Source organism: Pannus brasiliensis CCIBt3594 (assembly GCF_036688125.1).
In the GTDB taxonomy this organism is placed as follows: Bacteria; Cyanobacteriota; Cyanobacteriia; order Cyanobacteriales; family Microcystaceae; genus Pannus; species Pannus brasiliensis.
Map to the genome: position 1 here is coordinate 15,988 of NZ_JBAFSM010000017.1, position 19,185 is coordinate 35,172.

Genomic DNA, 19,185 nt, shown 5'->3' on the forward strand with positions numbered 1-19,185 from the left:
GGGAATAGTCAGCCGTGAGTCGGTTTCCTTTCCTGACTCCTAACTCCTGCCGCAACAAGCGATCGGTGATTTTCGCGGAAAGTCGATCCTACGTTATCCCTCGCTCTCGACTTCCGATGACCGATCCTTCGTTTCCTCGTCGCGATTTCCGAAATATTTTCGCTCGATTTCCTCGGGGGCTAGGGGGGGAGAGAAGAAATAGCCCTGGCCGAACTCGCAACCGAGTTCCTGTAGGCGTTCGAGTTGTTCGAGCGTTTCGATGCCTTCCGCGATCACCGATAATCCCAGTCGATCGCCGAGGGTCACGATCGTGTCCACCACGTGATACTCGCGACTACCGGAACCGATCTCGCCGACGAACGAGCGATCGATCTTCAGATTGTCTACCGGGAGACGGTGTAGGGAACCGAGGGAAGAGTACCCCGTACCGAAGTCATCGACGCTGATGCCGATCTGTCGCTCCCGTAATTGTTCCGTCAGGGCGATCGCCATTTCCGGGTTTTCCGCGAGCGTGCTTTCGGTAATTTCTAACTTTAGATAGATGGGATTCACGCTGGTTTCCGTCAAGATCCGATCGATATCCCGCAGTAACGTCCCGCAGGCGAACTGCCGCACCGAGAGATTCACGCTCACCGTCAGATCCGTCCGTCCCCGCTCTTGCCAGTCGCGCAGTTGTTGGCAGGCTTGCCGGAGAACCATCAGGCCCACGGGAACGATCGCCCCGGTAGCCTCCAGACAGGGAATAAACTCGCCGGGAGAAACCAGACCCCGATCGGGGTGTTTCCACCGTACCAGCGCTTCAAATCCGACCAATTTCCGGGTATACAGTTCGACGATCGGCTGGTAGTAGGTGATAAATTCCTCCTGTTCCAAGGCTCTCTGTAAATCGTTTTCCAGGGTTAAGCGGGTTAGGATGCTCAGGCGCATCTGGCGATCGAACAGTTGATAGCTACCCCGACCGCGGGATTTCGCCTGATACATGGCGGTATCCGCGTCCTGTAAGGGTTCTTCCGGTTTCTCGTGCGAGCGATCGCCCAAGGCCGCCCCGATACTCACGCTGACAAAGATATCCCGATTGGCGATCGAGAAAGGCGCGACGAAACTCTGTCGGATCGCCTCGATAAAACCTTCGAGAGCGGCCGTACCGGCGATCGGGGACAGTACAAAATAGAACTCGTCCTCGCCGGTACGCGCCAGGATGTCCCCGGGGCGGAGCAATCGCTGTAAACGCGCGGCGATGGCGATCAACAAGCGATCGCCGACGGAATGGCCGAAAGAACCGTTGATCAGCTTGAATTGATCGCAATCGAGACAGATAGCGGCGAAGGGAGGGCGCTCCGGCGATCGCAGGATCTCGGTCAGCTTTTGCAGGAGGAAGGCGCGGCTCGGTAGCCCGGTCAGCGCGTCCTGGAAGAGCATCGAGTGTAGGCGGGCCGTCCGCTGTCGTACCGTCGCTTCCAGGCTGGTGTTAAAGCTGGCTAATTGCAAGTATTGTTGGCGGACGCGTAACATCGATCGAACCCTCGCCGTTAACTCCAGACGGTTGACCGGCTTACTGATAAAATCATCCGCCCCGGCGCTCAGACAGCGGGCGAGGGTTTCCTTGGTGTTCAGGGCCGTGAGCGCGATAATCGGCACCGTTTCCCATTGCGGCATGGCTTTGACCCGCCGACAGAACTCGATCCCGTCCATGCCGGGCATCATGACATCGAGTAACACGAGATCCGGCCCGACGGCCTCCAGATTGGCCAGCGCTTCCCGGGCGCCGGCCGCGTAATATAACCGATAGTCTTGATGGGTTAACAAGGCCTCGATCACGTCAAAATTATCGGGTTCATCATCGACGACAAGAATAGAAAACATCTTTTCGGGCGCGCTATCGCGGGTACTCTCTAGGGGGATCGGGAAAAATTCGAGTCTAATTACCGACGATCGGTAAGGAGAGATTCACGGTGGTTTCCCGGCCGTAGACACTGGAGATCGAGAGATCCCCCCCCGCGATCTCGACGATTTTGCCGGCGATTTTTAATCCCATCCCGATCCCCTGTTGTTCGTGCAATTCCCGCTCGAATTGTCGGAAAGTATCGATACTGGCGATCTGCTCCCCGGTCATCCCCCGTCCGCGGTCGTGTACGGATATATGGAGTTTTCCGCCGTTAATCCCCACCTTGACGGTCACGACGGTATTTGGTTCCGAGAATTTAAACGCGTTCTCGACTAATTCCAAGAGGAGCGTGGTGAGAAAGTCCTCGGGAAAGGCGATTTCCGCTTCCTCGATCTCCAAGAGGAGATCTTCACCCCGGCCGCGGTTGTCGGCCCTAGCCCTGAGAATCCGCGCGAGGGTGGAAGCGGAGAAGCGGACTCTCTCGGGTTCGGCCTGCCGGCTCGCGAATAATTCCAGTTCTAAATACACTCGGAATTTTTGGGTGAGATGTTCCAAACGACGGGCCGAGCGATCGAGTCGGTCTAACCGCTCGCGAACGGTAGCGGGATCGATCTCCTCGAAACGATCTTTTAAGAACTCGATCGTGCCGATCATCCCGTTCAGCGGGGTATTCAGTTCGTGGGGGAAACCGCGGGCGATATTATCGGTTAACTCGTGGAGATTTTTCCCCAAAATGTTGATCGTGTCCCTCTGCAATCGCGAGAATTCTTGAAGGCGATCGTGTTGTTCCTTGATCCGGAGAGTCGATCGCACCCTAGCCGTTAATTCCAGACGGTTCACCGGCTTACTGATAAAGTCGTCGGCTCCCGCTTCCAGACATCGGGCGAGGTCTTCTTTCGCGCTCAGGGCCGTGACCATAATAATCGGGATGAATTGCCACCGGGATAAAGCTTTGATCTCCCGGCACACTTCGAGACCGTCCATTCCCGGCATCATCACGTCCAGCAGGATCAGATCCGGCGCGAACGTGTCCAGAGAGTCGATCGCTTCCCGTCCCCCGACGGCATAGTGCAAGCGATAGTTCTGCTGGTTTAAGAGGGTTTCGATCACGTCAAAATTATCGGGTTCGTCGTCGATCACTAGGATAGAAGAGGTATTCATGATTATTGGGGGGGAATCTAAACGTGGGAAAGCGTTCGGCTCACCTATCGAATTCCTGTCACCGTGGAGTAAGCTGAATTCTTTCGCGGATAAGCTGTAGGGACTAGCTTCCCCGGTAACTCATCGATTTTCTTAGCCAGATTATACCGAATGGTGGATGCCAAAGGGCAGAATTATTGCCGTTTTCTCGTGAAAGCTCTCGCCCGTTGTCTCGAATCGCCGTAAGTTGCCCGGTATTTCTCTCGCGGGGCGCTCCGGGCCGTGAAAGGGAAAGGCTTCGGAGGCTATAGTCAGTGCTGGAAACGGGCGACCGCGGGAAATATCGCGCCACGAGGTAAGGCCGGGACGATTCCGAGAGCGGGAAACCGACTCACAACTTACTTTTGCCTGTCGCCTGCCGCCTGTTATCTCGCGCGTGGCGCCCTATCACACCGGTTACAACGCTCGTATTCCGGGTGTTACGGGACTCGAACGGGAAAGTTAGGAAGCCGCCGCTCTTTATATGCCGATTTTCTGGAGTTCTAGCGGGAAAAAGGCGAGGGTAAAGGGTCGCTCCGTACCGAATCGCGTGAAAATGAATCGATCGATACGGGGATCTAGCCCCCCATCGCCCCGCGGTCGTGTCCCGTACCAAAAGCGAGAACCCGCTACTAGAGCGGGTTCCCGATGTTGTCCAATGAATCGGAGCGGCGGGATTCGAACCCACGACCCCTACTACCCCAAAGTAGTGCGCTACCAAGCTGCGCTACGCCCCGATACTCACGATTTATCATCGTAACACGAGCCGAAAAATTTTGCAAGCTTCTCGGGCGGCCCGCCGGACGAATCGAACCCCTCGATCGGGACGCGAACCCATAAAAAGCGATTTTCGGGAAATCCGAGTTCTGAAGAACGTCCCGCTCGGGGTTTGATGTTTTCACCTTTCCTCGTTACCGGCGAGTCCGTCCGGTTTCGGGAAATTCGCGAGCGCGATCCTCGGTTCGCGAACGCCGAATTGGTCGCGAGCGCTTTGCCCCGATAGTCATCCCGGTTCGATCGAGCGGAATACACCATCGGGTGAGTCGCGCCGGTGTGGCTCTCCTCGCAACTACATATCCGGCCCGATAAATCTGTATTTTTTATCACCGAAAGGTCTCGCGCTCGGATCTCTTGTTCTTCAAAGAATAAGTTGATCTGAATCCCGGGAAAATTCCTCTAGGTATCTCCCGTTTCTTGTCGGCGCGAGCTTAGATGCGCCGACAGTTTAGCCGACAGATACAGAGGCTTTGCCGCTCGCGGGACGATCGGTAGTTCAATCTACAGCCGGTTCGATCGAGATGAGGTATGGGTTTCTGGATTTCCGGCAAGAGGGTAATGTACCGCGAATTTTTGAGAGACGCTGTAATATTTTATGTTATAAATTAAGAACTGTAAATATATCTCGACTTTTGTGGGCGATCATTTCTAGGTAGCGATCCCGCTTTTAAACGAGAAATCCTATCGCTATCCGACCCTTTAGCGATCGCCGAGAAATTACGAGAGAAAACAAAAAATTAAATAACTTGAAGCCAGCATTCTCTTGGAGAGAGCGCGGAGTATACTCTAGAAAAAAAACAAAATACTATCGAGCATCGGCAAGATCTACAACCCTAAAAGATGAAAGGACGGGAAATTTATTTATGAACGATTTTCACGGTTTTAACCCTCGCGATGGTGGCTTCCAACCGCTCGGTCAATATTCGCTATCGGGAAAGTACGGTAGGTTGTTCCCTCAACTCCCCCCCTTATTTAATCCGGGCGCTGTATCCGAGTCCGGACAACTAAGTTTCGCGTTGCAAGAACTTGCCTGTAAAATGTTGGAGGAACACGACAAAGATAATCGAAAAATTCCAGCGGGGTACACTTATCTCGGTCAATTTATCGATCACGACATCACGTTCGATACGAGTAGTTTAAGTGAAATTAAACTCGACCCCCTAGCTATCTTGAACTATCGAACACCGAAGTTCGACCTGGATTCCGTGTACGGAATCGGCCCGAAAGTACAACCCTATCTTTACGAGCGATCGACCCCCCAATCCGAGAAAATCTTTTTCAAACTAGGCGCGACGGCCAAGACGAGCTTTTTGAGTGATCTTGATTCTTTTCCTAACGATCTACCCCGCTCTGATGACGGAGTAGCTCTCGTTGGCGATCCTCGAAATGATGAAAATTTAATCGTGGCTCAACTGCATATTGCCTTTCTAAAATTTCATAATAAGGTAATGGAACAGGTTTCTAGCCTCGATCGCTTTCAGAAAAATTTATTCGGTGCGAAGAATGATTTTGAAATCGCCAGAAAAATCGTTATCTGGCATTACCAGTGGATAGTATTATACGATTATCTGCCTAGAATTGCCAAGCTCGATCGGGAGAGTGTACAGAAACTCGTACAGGAGAATAATTCCGAAATTTATCAACAAACCGATAAGCCTTTCGTTCCCCTAGAATTTTCCATGGCCGCTTTTCGATTCGGGCATAGTATGATTCGATCGGCTTACGATTTTAATCGTATATTTAGCCCCCCGCAAGGCTCGCCGGCAAGCTTACCACAATTATTAGCGTTCACGGGAAGCCGTTCCGCGAGCAATGTACCGGTTCCTAGCAATTGGATTATCGACTGGCGTAGATTTTTTGAAATAGACACGTACACGATCGAGCCGAACTTTAGCCGTCAGATCAACCCTTCTCTTACCAACTTTTTCAAGCTTTTAGCTAAAGATAATCCAGCGAGAAATTTGGCATTTCTCGATCTACAACGAGGGGTAATGGCGGGATTACCATCGGGTCAAAGTGTGGCGAACTATCTGGGGATTCAGCCCTTAAGCGAATACGAGATCGCTAAATCGGGGCGGGATGGTGAGATCGCCGAGAAATACGGCTTTCATCGAGAATCCCCGCTCTTGTATTATATTCTGAAAGAAGCTCAGGTTAGGGAAAATGGAGAACGGTTAGGAGATGTGGGAAGCTATATCGTGTCTAGAGTTTTTGTGGGATTATTAAAGAGGGATTTTAGCTCGTTCGTATTCCAGGATAAAAATTGGAAACCGTTTCTTCCTTCCCGAGAGATCGGGCATTTTACGATGGCCGATCTCTTGATTTTCGTGAACGATATTAATCCCCTCGGTGATTGAGCGATACAGGCGATCGCTCTCTCGAATTCTTGGAATAAAAATTCCCTAAAATCTAGTAAGCCAGGGAGTAAAAAAAAGATAGAATCTCGAATAAATCTAGAAACCTTTTGCCCTCTATTCCCTCTCTTGAATTTCGGTGTGTAAACTTCCGGTAATAGCGTTTCTCGATAAGATGGGGTACGGAATCTCCCGCTTCTAACTCGACAACCCGTACCCATCTCGATGAAAAACGCTGTCAACGATATCGACCTTCCGGAAAAAGATTTTCCCTAGTCCGAATGTCTCCCGCTTGTATTCGCGATCTCGATCGGGATCTGCATTATCTCGCCCGATCGATAAGAATGATTTATGATTTTCTTTTGCAAGACAGTATTAAATTGATTTATCGCTTATTAATTATCGGGTATAATGGAAGCGGTGACTGTAGCGAGAATAGATACAAAAAATCGGTTTCCGTTCGCCTCGACGAGCAATTGAACCGTACCGATGCTAGTCAAAAATTGTTCTTCTAATTCGAGATTATGCAGAAAATAGATGGTTGTTGGGAGAGTGTATATGAGTTCGGAAGAAGCCCCAAGAATACAGCAAATCGGACAGTTAAGAGAACTATTTCTGCACGATCTTGAAATTCAAATGAGAGTCAAGAGAACTGCCGACGTTTCGGATTTTTTGGTGGTGTCGATCGAGGTGGCGAGAGAGAACGGTCTAAATCTGATAACCGAAGACGATTTGCGGCAAGCGATCGATACTTACGCGAAAACCGGCGAGGGAGCCTCACCCACTTGCCCTCCCAATTTTGACAATCCCCCTCCCTTCGATCCACCGACTTTAGAGAAAGCGATCGAGCTATTCCAGAGCGCTCCGATCGATAAATGCTCGTGGTGAGTCCATGAAATAATCGATTCCAAACGCGGGGGGAAAAACGACGACCCGAGATCGGTACCGCTACCGTGAGAATTCGATCGGGGATCGCGGATATTTATAGGACTTTACATTTGAATTGAATGTAAAAAATGAACGGTTCTACGCTCGACTATCTAAACGTTGTCGCCCCATACCTCGCGGATGAGTTGATTTCCCCGCGAGCGCGAGCCTACCTGCGAACGATCGCGCGGAATTTACCGTGTTACCCGATCGGTGGTTTGGAATGTCGTTTAAGCGGTGAGGATGACCGGGTAGATCTTTTAGCGTATGTCCCCCGCGGCCCGATCGAGATTCCGGCGAACGCGCGGGAACATCCCGTATGGAAATCGCTAGAAGAATTCGGACGGGAGTGGAGCGATCCGGACTCCCTTTTGTCTAAAAAAGTGGGGAACCTTAGCCTAGAATTCGATCTCGATCGAGAACCTTCCCGAATCCTGATTCCCGGTATTTTTCTCGCGTTAGATCGAGAATCTTTTTTCGCGGACGATGGGTGGACAAAACTACTCGATCGCTGGCCGTTCGATTCCCTTTTCCCCGCTATCGATCCCTCCTTACTAGAATCCAATCTCCAGCGCTGTATCCGGGAGTTACCGCGAACAGCTTGGATCGCCCATCTCGGCACACTGCTCTCGCGTCCGGCGCGCTCGCTCCGGATCGTGATCAAAGATATTCCCCCGGATGACGTACCCGATTATCTAGTCCGAATCGGTTGGAGCGATCGGGAGCGAGGGACCGGCGAGTTAGTTAGCGCTCTATCGCGGTGGCTCGACCGCGTTACCCTCGCTCTCGACGTGGGAGAGACGATCGCTCCGGCGATCGGTCTGGAGTGCCGTATCGAGACCCCCCCATCTCAAGATTCGCGCTGGTCGGAATTTCTCGATTATCTAGTCGTTAGAGGAATCTGTACCCCGGCAAAACAGAAAGCGCTTCTAGCCTGGCCCGGCATCACGCGCAAAACCGATCGCCCGGATTTATGGCCCGAGAGTTTGAGGCTAGGAGACTTATTCGCGGGGCCGAACGCCTTGAGCTTTTTTTACCGGAATATCTATCATCTTAAAATCACCTATCAGCCGGCCCGACCTTTAACCGCGAAAGCTTATTTAGAATTCGGTCATCGCTGGCTCGATCGGCGATGGTTGGAGCGAGCGACCGCGATCGCCAATTCTTCCCCGGAAGAGGGGACGGCGATCGATCCCGCTTCCTACCGTCAGCAAGTTCTTCAATATTACGAGCGGTTTACCCCGATTATTTTGAAAAATATCGGACGAACCTATCAGGCCGGTTTACTGATAGACGAAGCGGATCAGCGTCTCTTCGAGCGCACGAACGTATATTGCGCCTCCCGCGCGGGAATTCGACCGGGGGATCGCGTCCTCGATGCCGGGTGCGGTGTCTGCGGGCCGAGTATCGATATCGCCCGGTCTATAGAAGGAGTGACGATCGACGCGATCACCCTATCCCCCTTACAGGCGCGCTCGGCCCGGCAATTCATCGAGGAATCCGGACTGAGCGATCGGATACGGGTTCATGTCGGTGATTTTCACGAGCTTCCTTTCGAGGGGGAAACCTTCGATCGGGTTATCTTTCTAGAAGCGGCCGGATATTCCTACGCCCCCGACCGTCTTTATCGCGAGGTCTATCGGGTATTGCGTCCCGGAGGGTGGCTGTATCTCAAGGAACCCTTTATTAAAGAGGCCACCCTATCAACGCTAGAACAAAAGGAACTCGCGGAATTCAATCGGGTTTACGTCTGCCGGGCTGTCCGAGCGAGCGAGGCAGTTATAGCGATCGCCGCCGCGGGATTTGAAGAGATTAGCAGTTATAATTCGAGTGATGTTATCGGCGCGGTTACAGCGCGGTCCGCCATGTTCGAGGAGCGAGAGGGAAAGCGAGTTCTGACCGAGTTCGGACAATATCACTACCGTAACGCCAGATGTTTACCGATCGTTTTCGGAGAGATTACCGCGCGCAAACCCTTTCGAGATAGTTCGGTGACTTGAACCGGCCACGAGAGCGATCGAACTTGCCGATGATTCCCTAACCATTTACTATCTCCTCTTGTTTCATGAATCAAAAATATGGTACTAACACTCTTCCTTTTATTTTTAGGGGATTCCTAATTTCTGTAATTGTTGGATTTCCCGCCTCGATTTCAGCCCAGATCACTCCCGACAATACGCTACCTAGAAACACGATCGTTACTCCTGAAAATAACCGATTTAAAATTGACGGTGGCACGACAACGGGTAGTAATTTATTTCATAGTTTCACCGATTTTTCTTTACCCAATAATTGGGAAGCTTTTTTCAACAACGGCGGGGCGATTCAAAACATTCTCGTTCGAGTGACGGGGAAAAACGCGTCGGAAATTAACGGGTTAATTCGAGCGAATGGAAATGCCAATTTATTTTTTATCAATCCGAACGGAATCCTTTTCGGCGCGAATGCCGCTCTCGATCTAGGGGGGTCTTTTATCGCCGGTACCGCTAGTAGTATTTTCTTCGAGGACGGTAGTGAATTTAGCGCGACGAATCCTGCCGCCTCTCCCCTGTTGACGATTAATCTCCCGAACGGTTTCCGATACGGTCAGGACGCGCGATCGATTCAAGTTCTGGGAACGGGACACGGTTTAACGATCGGAGATTCCGTTTTCTCTTTCCCCACGCGAGATCCGAGTTCATATTCGACGGGCTTACAGGTCAAGCCGGGAAATACCCTCGCTTTAATCGGGGGAGAGCTTCTGATAGAAGGAGCCACCTTAACCGCTTCGGGGGGGAATATCGAACTCGGGAGCGTCGGTTCGGGACGGGTAAATTTTCGATCGGGCGATCGGAATTTCACGTTCGACTATCGCTCGATCGATAGTTTTAACAACGTTCGATTCACGCGGCAATCCTTGGTAGATGTTAGTGGTCTCCCTCCCGTTTTTGGTGGTGTCCCGAGTGGTTCCATTCGGGTAAAAGGCTCGTGGATCACGATCGCCGAGGGTTCGGTTTTACTCGGCCAGAATTTCGGCCCGAGCGCGGGGGGAAATCTGTCGATCGAGGCGACCGATTCTTTATTAGTCAATGGAACCGCCCCCGATCGAAGGATTCGGAGCCAGCTTAACACGCAAACGTTCGGCGAGGGGACTGGCGGGAACATTCTTATTTCCGCCCCGCGAGTGTTCCTGGAAGAGGGGGCGAAATTGGAAACCGTCACCGTATTGGGTTCGGCGAAAAGTGGCGATATTATCATCAACGCGCCCGATGAAGTTCGGCTATCCGGTAACGCGCCCTCCGCTACCGCTTATCCCTCCTACACCAGTCAAGTGGGTACCCGGACGCTGGGAGCGGGTCGATCGGGTAATATCTTCCTATCGAGCGATCGATTAACCCTGTTAGACGGGGCGAATATTTTCACCTCCGGCGATCTGGGAACGGGCAGGGGAGGGGATATCGATCTTCGAGTTACCGATCTCATCGAGTTAATCGGGGTTAACCCGATCAGTTTATTTTCCAGCGGTATCGGTGTTTCCACCCTCCTCGGTGGTGGTAGTGGAAATTTAACCCTGCACACGCGAGGATTGATCTTGCGCGACGGTGGCCGCGTGGACGCGTCTACTTTTGCCAGCGGCGATGCCGGGAACGTGAGCGTTACCGCGTCCGAATTCGTGGAAGTTCGCGGTACGGTCCCGAATTCGCTCAATCCCAGTCTGATCATCTCGTCCGCGAATAAGCTCGATCCGATCTTGGCGGCGACCGGCGGACTCCCGGCGATCCCGACCGGAAACTCCGGAAGCGTGACGATTACCACTCCCCGGTTGATCGTCGCCGACGGGGCCCAAGTTACGGTTCGTAATGACGGTACGGGGAGCGCGGGAAATCTGCGGGTGAACGCCGGTTCTATTCTCCTGGAAAACGGAGCCGGACTAACCGCCTCCACCTCGTCCGGCCAGGGGGGAAACATCCTCCTCAACGTCCCGGATCTAATACGTCTCGAAAATAACAGCGCGATCACCGCGACCGCGGACAGTACGGGTAACGGTGGCAATATCACCATCAATGCCGGTTTTCTCGTGGCTTTCCCGAACGGGAACAGCGATATTACCGCCAACGCGTTCGGGGGACGCGGAGGGGCGATCGATATCTCCGCGTCCGGCATTTTCGGCACGGAAGTTCGCGAACGGTTGACCCCCGATAACGACATCACCGCCTTCTCGTTACTGCAACCGACCCTGAACGGTATTATTACCCTCGATATCCCGGAACTCGACCCGAGCCGGGGAACGATCGAGTTCCCCATCACCGTGGTCGATCCCGACACGCTCATCGATCGGAACTATTGTAGAAAAGGAACCCGAAGCGAATTAACCCTGACCGGTCGCGGGGGGGTTCCCACCTCCCCGGCGGATGACCTTGACTCTCCCGAGATCGGGGGAAATCTCATCGAACCGGTTCCCCCGGCGGCCGCACCGGAAACCCCCGCGACCGACCGCGGCGATCGGGGGGCGAAACCCGGCAACCCCGTCATCCCGGCCCGCGGCTGGGCGTACAACGATCGGGGAGAGGTGGTATTGACCGCCTCCAATCCCCTCGTCACCGAATCTCGCTCTCCCTCCGTCTCTCCCGTTTCCTGCCCTACCCCCTAATGCCGATGAAACGTCAACGATCGCTCCCGCGCGTTATCGCGCTCTTCGTTCTTTCCCTCGTCCTATCGCTCGGCGCGGCCCGAATCGCCCCGGCCTCTCCGAATCCCCCCGCGCTCGTGCAACAGGCCAAAACCGGCTATCAAAACGGACGGTTCGCCGAGGCCGCTCGGGATTGGCGGACCGCGGCGGAAGCCTTCGCCGGTCGGGGGGATACCCTCAATCAAGCGATGGCCCTGAGTAACCTCGCCCTGACCTACCAAGCCCTAGGAGAATGGGAGAAAGCCGCCCGATCGAGCGCCGAAAGTCTCGATCTCCTGCAAAATTTCCCCGAAACCCCCGATAGAGACCGCGTTCTCGCCGGAACCCTCGATATTCAGGCGCGGGGACAACTGGCGATCGGCCGACCGACCGCCGCCCTAGAAAACTGGCAGAAAGCGGCGCTCCTCTATCAGAAACTCGACGATCGCGACGGGGCCGCCCGCGCCCGGATCGACGAGTCCCGGGCCCTACAGGCGTTAGGACTCTATCCCCGCGCCCGCGATACCCTCCTGGACGTACTGGGGATCGATCGCTCCCCGGCAACCCCGGTCGCGACGGGGCTACCGGAGGGTAGGACGCGACTCTCGATTCCCGTACAGATTCTCGCCCTCCGGGAACTGGGCGGCGTTTTTCGAGCGATCGGGGAGAACGATCGCTCCCGACTCGTTTTAGAGCGAGCCTTGCAATTATCCCGAGAGAGCGGCAACGAGGAGGAAAGCGGCGATATCTATCTAAGTTTGGGAAATACCGCCCGCGTTGTCGGGGATAGTCAGCCCTCCCGAAGCGGGATCGAAACGGACTGCCTCGCGAGCGTCGATCGGAAGACCGATTTTCACGCCCGGGCCGCCGCCTGTTACCGACAGGCCGAATCCACGCCCCGGCGCGCCACGAGAGTCCGTTCCCTGCTCAACCAACTGAGTTTAAGCGTTCAAAAAGGGAAATGGTCGGAGATCGAGCGGTTAATCCCGGCGATCGACACCGAACTCCCGCGGGTTCCCCCCGATGTCCCCGCGATTAACGAGCGATTGAACTACGTTCAAAGTCTCATCTGTCTCCGGACAGAAATCGACCCGACCCCCGGCGGGCCCGTAGCGACCGTCGCGCGCCAGTGTCGGCGGGATAGTGGGCTGGAAACCGCGCCCGCGTCTCTACGGGTTCCCTCGTGGGGGGAAATCGAAGGGATCGCCCGAATCGCTTACGATCGGGCGGAAACCCTGGGAAACGAGCGAGCGCTGGCTAACGCCCTCGGTTATCTGGCCGGTATTTCCCAACAGACGGGAGATCTCCCCCGCGCCCGACAGTTAACCGAGCGGGCCTTACAGATTCTCGCCCCCCTCAACTCCCCGGAGACGAGTTATCTCTGGCAGTGGCAGATGGGACAACTGTACCGACAACAGGGACGGATACCGGAGGCGATCGCCGTTTACAACCTCGCTTTCGATAACCTGCAAGCCCTACGGCAAGATCTGGCCGGCACGAGTCGGGAGCGGCAATTTTCCTTTCGCGATAGCGTCGAACCGGTCTATCGAGAATTCGCCGATTTACTCCTCCAAGGGGAAACGCCCTCGCAGGAAAACCTGAAGAGCGCGAGAAACGTCATCGAATCGCTCCAACTCGCCGAATTAAATAACTTTTTTCAGGAAGCCTGTCTAGAAACCCAATCGGGCCCGATCGACGCGATCGACCCGCGGGCGGCGGTTTTCTACTCGATCGTTCTCCCCGATCGTCTGGCGGTGATCCTCTCCCTGCCCGGACAGCCCCTACAATACTACGCCACTCCCGTCGCGTCGTCGAGCGTCGAGGGGACTTTCGAGGATCTCTTCGCCGATCTCGGCCTGTATGTATCGAGTGAAGATCCCCTGAAACCCCGACAGAAGTTTTACGATTGGATGATCCGTCCCGCGAGAGAGCGACTGAAAGAGGGGGGGATTACCACCCTAGTTTTCGTTTCCGACGGGATACTCCGGAACCTTCCCGTGGCCGCCCTCCACGACGGTCAACAGTACCTCGTCGAACAGTACGATCTCGCCCTAACGCCGAGTTTACAGCTATTAAGTCCCGGATCGTCGGTTCTCGGGCGCCGCGATATTCTGGCCGGGGGGATCACCGAATCTCGTCAGGGTTTTGCCGCGCTACCGGGGGTCAAGCAAGAAGTTTCGGAAATCAGCGGGATCGCGCCGACAGAGGTGTTATTAGACGAGCAATTCACCCGATCTCGCCTGCGGGGATCGATCGAGTCCCGTTCCTTTCCCATCGTCCACCTCGCCACCCACGGACAGTTCTCCTCGCGCGCCGATAATACTTTTTTACTGACCTGGGACGAGCGGATTAACGTGAAAGATCTCGATCGACTGTTAGAGAGACCCGATCCGATCGAGTTATTGATTTTAAGCGCCTGTCAGACCGCGGTGGGCGATAAACGCGCCGCGCTGGGACTGGCGGGAATGGCGGTGCGCGCGAGGGCGAAAAGCACGATGGCGACGCTGTGGGCGGTACAGGATCGCTCGACCGCCGAGTTGATGACCGAGTTCTATCGGGTTTTAAAGCAGTCCGGCGCGACCAAAGCCTCGGCTCTCCGTCAGGCGCAACTGACACTGTTGAAAGACAAGCGCTACCAACATCCCTATTACTGGGCGGCTTTCGTGCTGGTGGGAAATTGGTTGTAGCGGCCGCCCCGACTTTTGCCGATTCCCGATCGTCGGAAACACCGGACGGGAAGCGATCGGTACGAGTCGGGGCGATCTCTCACCGGTAGCCTTCGGGAATGTCTACGAATATTTCAGGAATTCTCCCGGAAACGAACCGATTCGATCGCTCGCCCCGGGCCTCGCATCGAGAATTTCGGGGGAATTCTTCAATTCCCGCGCGACGCGCGACACGCCGCGATCGCCCGATCGCGCGTCCGCATTACAATGAGATCTGTAGGTTTCGCAATAACGAACTCATCCACTCCCATGCCCGATCGCCCCTCCCCCTCCGCGACCGAGATTCAAGCCATATTCGATCGGATCGCGCCGGTATACGATCGATTGAATCACGACCTCAGTTTCGGCCTCCATCACGTCTGGAAAACGATGACGGTGAAATGGTGCGAACCGAAACCGGGAGATCTCGCGCTCGATCTCTGTTGCGGTAGTGGCGATCTCACCTTTATCCTCGCCAAACAGGTCGGAGCGACCGGAAAAACGATCGGTCTCGATTTTTCCCCCCGTTTACTCGATATCGCCCGCCAACGCGCCCTCGATCGCCCCGAACTGAATCTCGACTGGATCGAGGGAAACGCGCTAGATCTCCCCTTCGCCGATAACACGTTCGACTGTGCCACGATGGGGTACGGTTTACGGAACGTGGTCGATATCCCGAAATGTCTCGCGGAAGTTCATCGCGTCCTGAAACCGGGCGCTCGGGCGGCGATTTTGGACTTTCACGAGAGCGAGGAACCGATCGCCCGTCTTTTCGCCCGTTGGTATTTACATTCGATCGTCGTCCCCACCGCGCGACGGCACGGATTAACCGACGAGTACGCCTATATCAGCCCCAGTCTCGATCGCTTTCCCACCGGAAAAGAACAGGTAAAACTCGGCTATAGTGCCGGTTTTTCCCGGGCCGTCCATTACCCGATCGCGAGTGGCATGATGGGAGTATTGGTTCTCGTGAAATAACAACGTTCGGTTGACTGCATTGGACATCGCTACTCTTTGGACTTATCTGGTTCCCCCGATCGCCGGGGCGATTATCGGCTATTTCACCAACGATATCGCCATAAAGATGCTTTTCCGCCCCTATAAAGCGATTTATATCGGAAAGCGTCGTCTTCCCTTCACGCCGGGGTTAATCCCGCACAATCAGGCCCGATTGGCCAAGCGGGTTTCCGACACGATCATGGGATCGCTGTTAACCCCGACGGAACTGCAAAAACTGGCGAAAAAGCTCTTAGAGACCGATCGGGTGAAAAGCGCGCTTCTCTGGTTATTGCAGTTAACCCTGAAGCAGATTAAAGGCGATCGACAGGCGAAAACGGCGAGTATTCTGGCCTCGATCCTGCACGATCTGTTCGGGGAGTCATTGCCCCGTTTGTTGAAGATCCTCGCGCGACGGGAGGACTTTCTCGAAAAGCAGTTAAATCAGATTTTCGATCGGGTGGTGTTAGAATTCGCGCTCACCGAACAACAGGCGCGGCAGTTCTCCGACTGGTTACTCGAAGCTGTCATCCCCCCGGACACGATCCGGTTAGCGATCATCGATTTCCTGACCGATCGAAATATTCAAGTGATCGATGAAGGATTTCGGGAAAAAACGAGCGGAACCTATTGGGTAGTGGCCAATTTATTCGGGTTACGCAACGCGCTCACCCGTTTACGCACCTTCTGCCTCGACGAAAAAGAAGTCGCCAACACGCGCATTAAAGAACTATTACTCTCCCTAGAGGTACGCAATCGGATCAAAAATTGGTTACAACGACTTTCCCTACAGAATCTCCCCATTTCCACCGTCCGGCAACTCCGCAAAACCATCCGCGACACGGTACGAAATTATATTCAAGAAAGCGGCGAACAGTTTCTCCAGGATTTCGGGCAGACGATCGACTGGGAACAGATCGCCAATTTATTAATCAGTCGCTTGCAGGGATCGCTCGCGGTGAGCGCGTCTTTAGAGGTGGTTAGCGGGGAATTGGCGTTAATTTTAGAGCGGTATTTAGAGGAAGATCTCGAAAAACTGGTAGAACAGATCATCCCGATCCTGAATATCGATCAGGTAATTATCGATCGGGTGAATTCCACTTCCCCCGCGGATCTCGAAAACGCCATCCAGGGCATCGTTAAACAGGAATTACAGGGAATCGTCAACCTCGGCGGAATTCTCGGCTTCCTCGTCGGGATTCTACAGGTTTTCCTGTTACTCTGGCAGGGTCGCTAACCATCGATCCCCGGAACTCTGAATCGATCGGGGTTTCGGGGGGACTCTACCGCTCGATCGAGGGAAGTTGTCGGGATACACGATCGATCTCGACAATCTTGGGACTACCCGTACCCGATCGAGAGCGTCCGGGTTTTTCTGTTGTCTGTTTCACAGAAATATGACCGGGTAATCGATACTTTTAAAAATAAGTATTTTTTTGTATATTGAATATTTTCAACGATCGAAAATGTTTATCCATCGAAAAATTAGTCTCGGCATCGCTCTCTCGGTATCCGGTCTCGTGGTGAATCCGGTATCGGCTTACGATTTCGGCTTTAGTGCCGGGGAAACCTCGATTTATCAAACCGATTTTAGTGTTAACGACAATTGGACATTATCGGGAACCTCGATCGATACGGTAACGGGGGTGATCAAAGGTAGTGCCGCGTTCGGCAGGGCGACCTACCCGCTTCCCGCTCCCGTTAATCTGGATCTCGGGGATGTTTTTCTCTATTGGAGCGGCATTTTTCCCGTCCGTCCTACCCTGACAACCGCCAATCAGGAAGTCGATCGATATTTCGTGGGATTACAGTACGCGAATAACCCCCCGGTCTGTCGTCAGGGGACTCAAATCGTCAGTCTTACCCCCTGCACGGGAACCCAGACCGAATTCGATGAAGAGGCCGAATTGAAGGTAGAAATGCGCCCCAAAAACCCCACTAACCCCGGTAATACCCTTCATCGAATCTATTTAGATCCCGATGCCGATCCGGTCAACAATCTTTATACCACCCAGGTAACGGTTCCGAATTACACCGAAGGGGTAGCGATGGATTTCCGCCTGGGCTTTCGGAAAGTGAGTTCTACCGATTATCAAGTGAACTGGTTCTATCGGAACGATAGCGCTAGTCCCTGGCAAACGATGACCAATAAACTCGACGGAAGCCCCCTAATTTTAAACCTCAAAAATACTGATTGGGTGGACACTTACCGGTGGTTCGTGCCGGCTCCCGCTCCATTTGAAAGTCCCGTAACTTTTGAAGCGATCCGACTGCAATTCCGCAAAGGTTCGACCAGAGATTCCGCGATAACCGCCCTAGCCCTGACGCAAATCCGGACATCCCCGCCAATAGCGACCGACCCCCTTCCAGTTCCCGAAAAAGCTTCCTCGATCGCCCTCCTGTCGCTGGTAGGACTGGGGGCGCTATTCACGCGTCGGCAACAGAAAAAAGAGAATTCCAGGGGTTTTTAAGATCGAGGTCGGGATCGAGAGAATCCCCGTTTTCCCCCGTCCCGATCGACTAGGTATTAATAACTAAAGAGGGTAAAAAGTCAAATAAATTTAAAATTTCGTTATATTCGAGATACGATTGAGGACAGCGGTAATCGCTACCGGCCGTGTCCGTTACAAGACTGAAGGAGCATCGGAATCGTGGCTTTATACGCGGATTTACATCGGCACTTGGGGGGATCGGTCGTGCCTAGGGTTCTCTGGCGCTATTTCCAGCGTCACGAGGAAAATCTAGCGGAACGTTTCCCGGAATATGCCGAATTTGAAGAGTTTTACACTCGCGAGCGCACCAGTTTAGACGAGTATCTAGAACTACATACCCTCGTGGAGAGCGTTCAGACGGCGAAAACGCTCCCCTACTTTATTTATCGATTAATTCGCGGTGCTTATATCTTCGAGAATCTCGCTTACCTCGAATTACGTTACACTCCCTACTATCGAACCGACGAACACCTGAGCCAGTCGGAACGGATCGAACAGATGCGATCGATCGTCGAGATCGTCGGACTGGCCTCGCGGGTGACGGAATACCCGATCGTCACCGGACAGATCCTCTGTATGCACTCGCGGCTTCCCTACGAGGTGAATAAGGCGATCGTCGATCTGGCGGTAGAGATGGGGGATTACGTGCAGGCGATCGATATCGCCGGGGGGGATTCCCACTACGCGACGCGACTCGACGAGTTTATCGGGCTGTACCGCTACGCGCTCGATCGGGGATTGAAAACCACCGGACACCTGTACGAGACCCGCGACGGTTGTTACCCGGAATTACTGCCCTACTTACAGAGAATCGGTCACGGGATTCAAATTCCCCTGCTCTATCCCGAACTTCTGCCGGAATTGGCCGAGCGGAAACAATGTTTGGAAGTTTGCCCGACCACCTATTTAAAAACGGGAACTTTAGAGAGTTTAACCCAGTTGAAAACGGTGTTCGATCGCTGTTTCGAGGCCGGGGTCGATATCGCCATCTGTACCGATAACGCGGGGTTACATAACGTCCGTTTACCGTTCGAGTACGAGAATTTATTAACCCTGGACGTGATCGGTTTCGACCAACTGCAAGCCTGTCAGGACGCGGCTTTCCGTCACGCTTTCGCCTGGCCTTACGGTCAACGTCCCGCTTCTTTGCTGACGGGATTGCTCTCGGTCACGAACCCGAAATTACCCTTATATCAGTAACGAAATAGTTACGAAATCCCGA

Annotated in this window: 12 protein-coding genes and 1 tRNA gene; 10 read left to right on the top strand and 3 right to left on the bottom strand. The window is 53.7% G+C overall.

The window, feature by feature from the left end; all coding sequences use genetic code 11:
* Positions 1 to 93 precede the first annotated feature (93 nt).
* The 3 genes from V0288_RS10590 to V0288_RS10600 all read right to left on the bottom strand — a co-directional run bounded on the left by V0288_RS10590 (position 94) and on the right by V0288_RS10600 (position 3,801).
* Positions 94 to 1,863, bottom strand: a complete 1,770-nt coding sequence (locus tag V0288_RS10590) for a two-component system response regulator (protein WP_332865060.1) — start codon at positions 1,861 to 1,863, stop codon at positions 94 to 96.
* 55 nt (positions 1,864 to 1,918) lie between these two features.
* On the bottom strand, positions 1,919 to 3,046 hold the full coding sequence (locus tag V0288_RS10595) for a hybrid sensor histidine kinase/response regulator (RefSeq protein WP_332865061.1): 1,128 nt from the start codon (positions 3,044 to 3,046) through the stop codon (positions 1,919 to 1,921).
* 681 nt (positions 3,047 to 3,727) lie between these two features.
* Positions 3,728 to 3,801: transfer RNA gene (locus V0288_RS10600), tRNA-Pro, on the bottom strand.
* 903 nt (positions 3,802 to 4,704) lie between these two features.
* Here V0288_RS10600 and V0288_RS10605 point away from each other — a divergent pair.
* The 10 genes from V0288_RS10605 (at position 4,705) to V0288_RS10650 (ending at position 19,163) form a co-directional block, all read left to right on the top strand.
* Positions 4,705 to 6,198 carry a peroxidase family protein gene (locus V0288_RS10605; protein ID WP_332865062.1) on the top strand — a complete coding sequence of 498 codons (1,494 nt, stop codon included), beginning with the start codon at positions 4,705 to 4,707 and terminating at the stop codon, positions 6,196 to 6,198.
* Between the two features lie 278 nt (positions 6,199 to 6,476).
* The gene (locus V0288_RS10610; RefSeq protein WP_332865063.1) at positions 6,477 to 6,710 is read left to right on the top strand and encodes a hypothetical protein; all 234 of its coding nucleotides are present in this window, start codon (positions 6,477 to 6,479) and stop codon (positions 6,708 to 6,710) included.
* 43 nt (positions 6,711 to 6,753) lie between these two features.
* Positions 6,754 to 7,083, top strand: coding sequence for a hypothetical protein (locus V0288_RS10615; RefSeq protein ID WP_332865064.1), 330 nt, complete (start codon positions 6,754 to 6,756; stop codon positions 7,081 to 7,083).
* Positions 7,084 to 7,211: 128 nt separating this feature from the next.
* Entirely contained in the window at positions 7,212 to 9,122 is a 1,911-nt protein-coding gene (locus tag V0288_RS10620; RefSeq protein WP_332865065.1) for an SAM-dependent methyltransferase, read from the top strand.
* A 65-nt stretch (positions 9,123 to 9,187) separates the two neighbouring features.
* On the top strand, positions 9,188 to 11,752 hold the full coding sequence (locus tag V0288_RS10625) for an S-layer family protein (RefSeq protein WP_332865066.1): 2,565 nt from the start codon (positions 9,188 to 9,190) through the stop codon (positions 11,750 to 11,752).
* Between the two features lie 5 nt (positions 11,753 to 11,757).
* Entirely contained in the window at positions 11,758 to 14,457 is a 2,700-nt protein-coding gene (locus V0288_RS10630; RefSeq protein ID WP_332865067.1) for a CHAT domain-containing protein, read from the top strand.
* A gap of 288 nt (positions 14,458 to 14,745) precedes the next feature.
* Complete coding sequence (gene ubiE, locus V0288_RS10635; protein WP_332865109.1) at positions 14,746 to 15,453, top strand: bifunctional demethylmenaquinone methyltransferase/2-methoxy-6-polyprenyl-1,4-benzoquinol methylase UbiE; 708 nt, start codon at positions 14,746 to 14,748, stop codon at positions 15,451 to 15,453.
* Positions 15,454 to 15,472: 19 nt separating this feature from the next.
* Complete coding sequence (locus tag V0288_RS10640) at positions 15,473 to 16,708, top strand: DUF445 domain-containing protein (protein ID WP_422661957.1); 1,236 nt, start codon at positions 15,473 to 15,475, stop codon at positions 16,706 to 16,708.
* A 229-nt stretch (positions 16,709 to 16,937) separates the two neighbouring features.
* Entirely contained in the window at positions 16,938 to 17,942 is a 1,005-nt protein-coding gene (locus V0288_RS10645; protein ID WP_332865069.1) for a hypothetical protein, read from the top strand.
* 180 nt (positions 17,943 to 18,122) lie between these two features.
* Entirely contained in the window at positions 18,123 to 19,163 is a 1,041-nt protein-coding gene (locus V0288_RS10650; protein ID WP_332865070.1) for an amidohydrolase family protein, read from the top strand.
* The last annotated feature ends 22 nt before the right edge of the window (positions 19,164 to 19,185 follow it).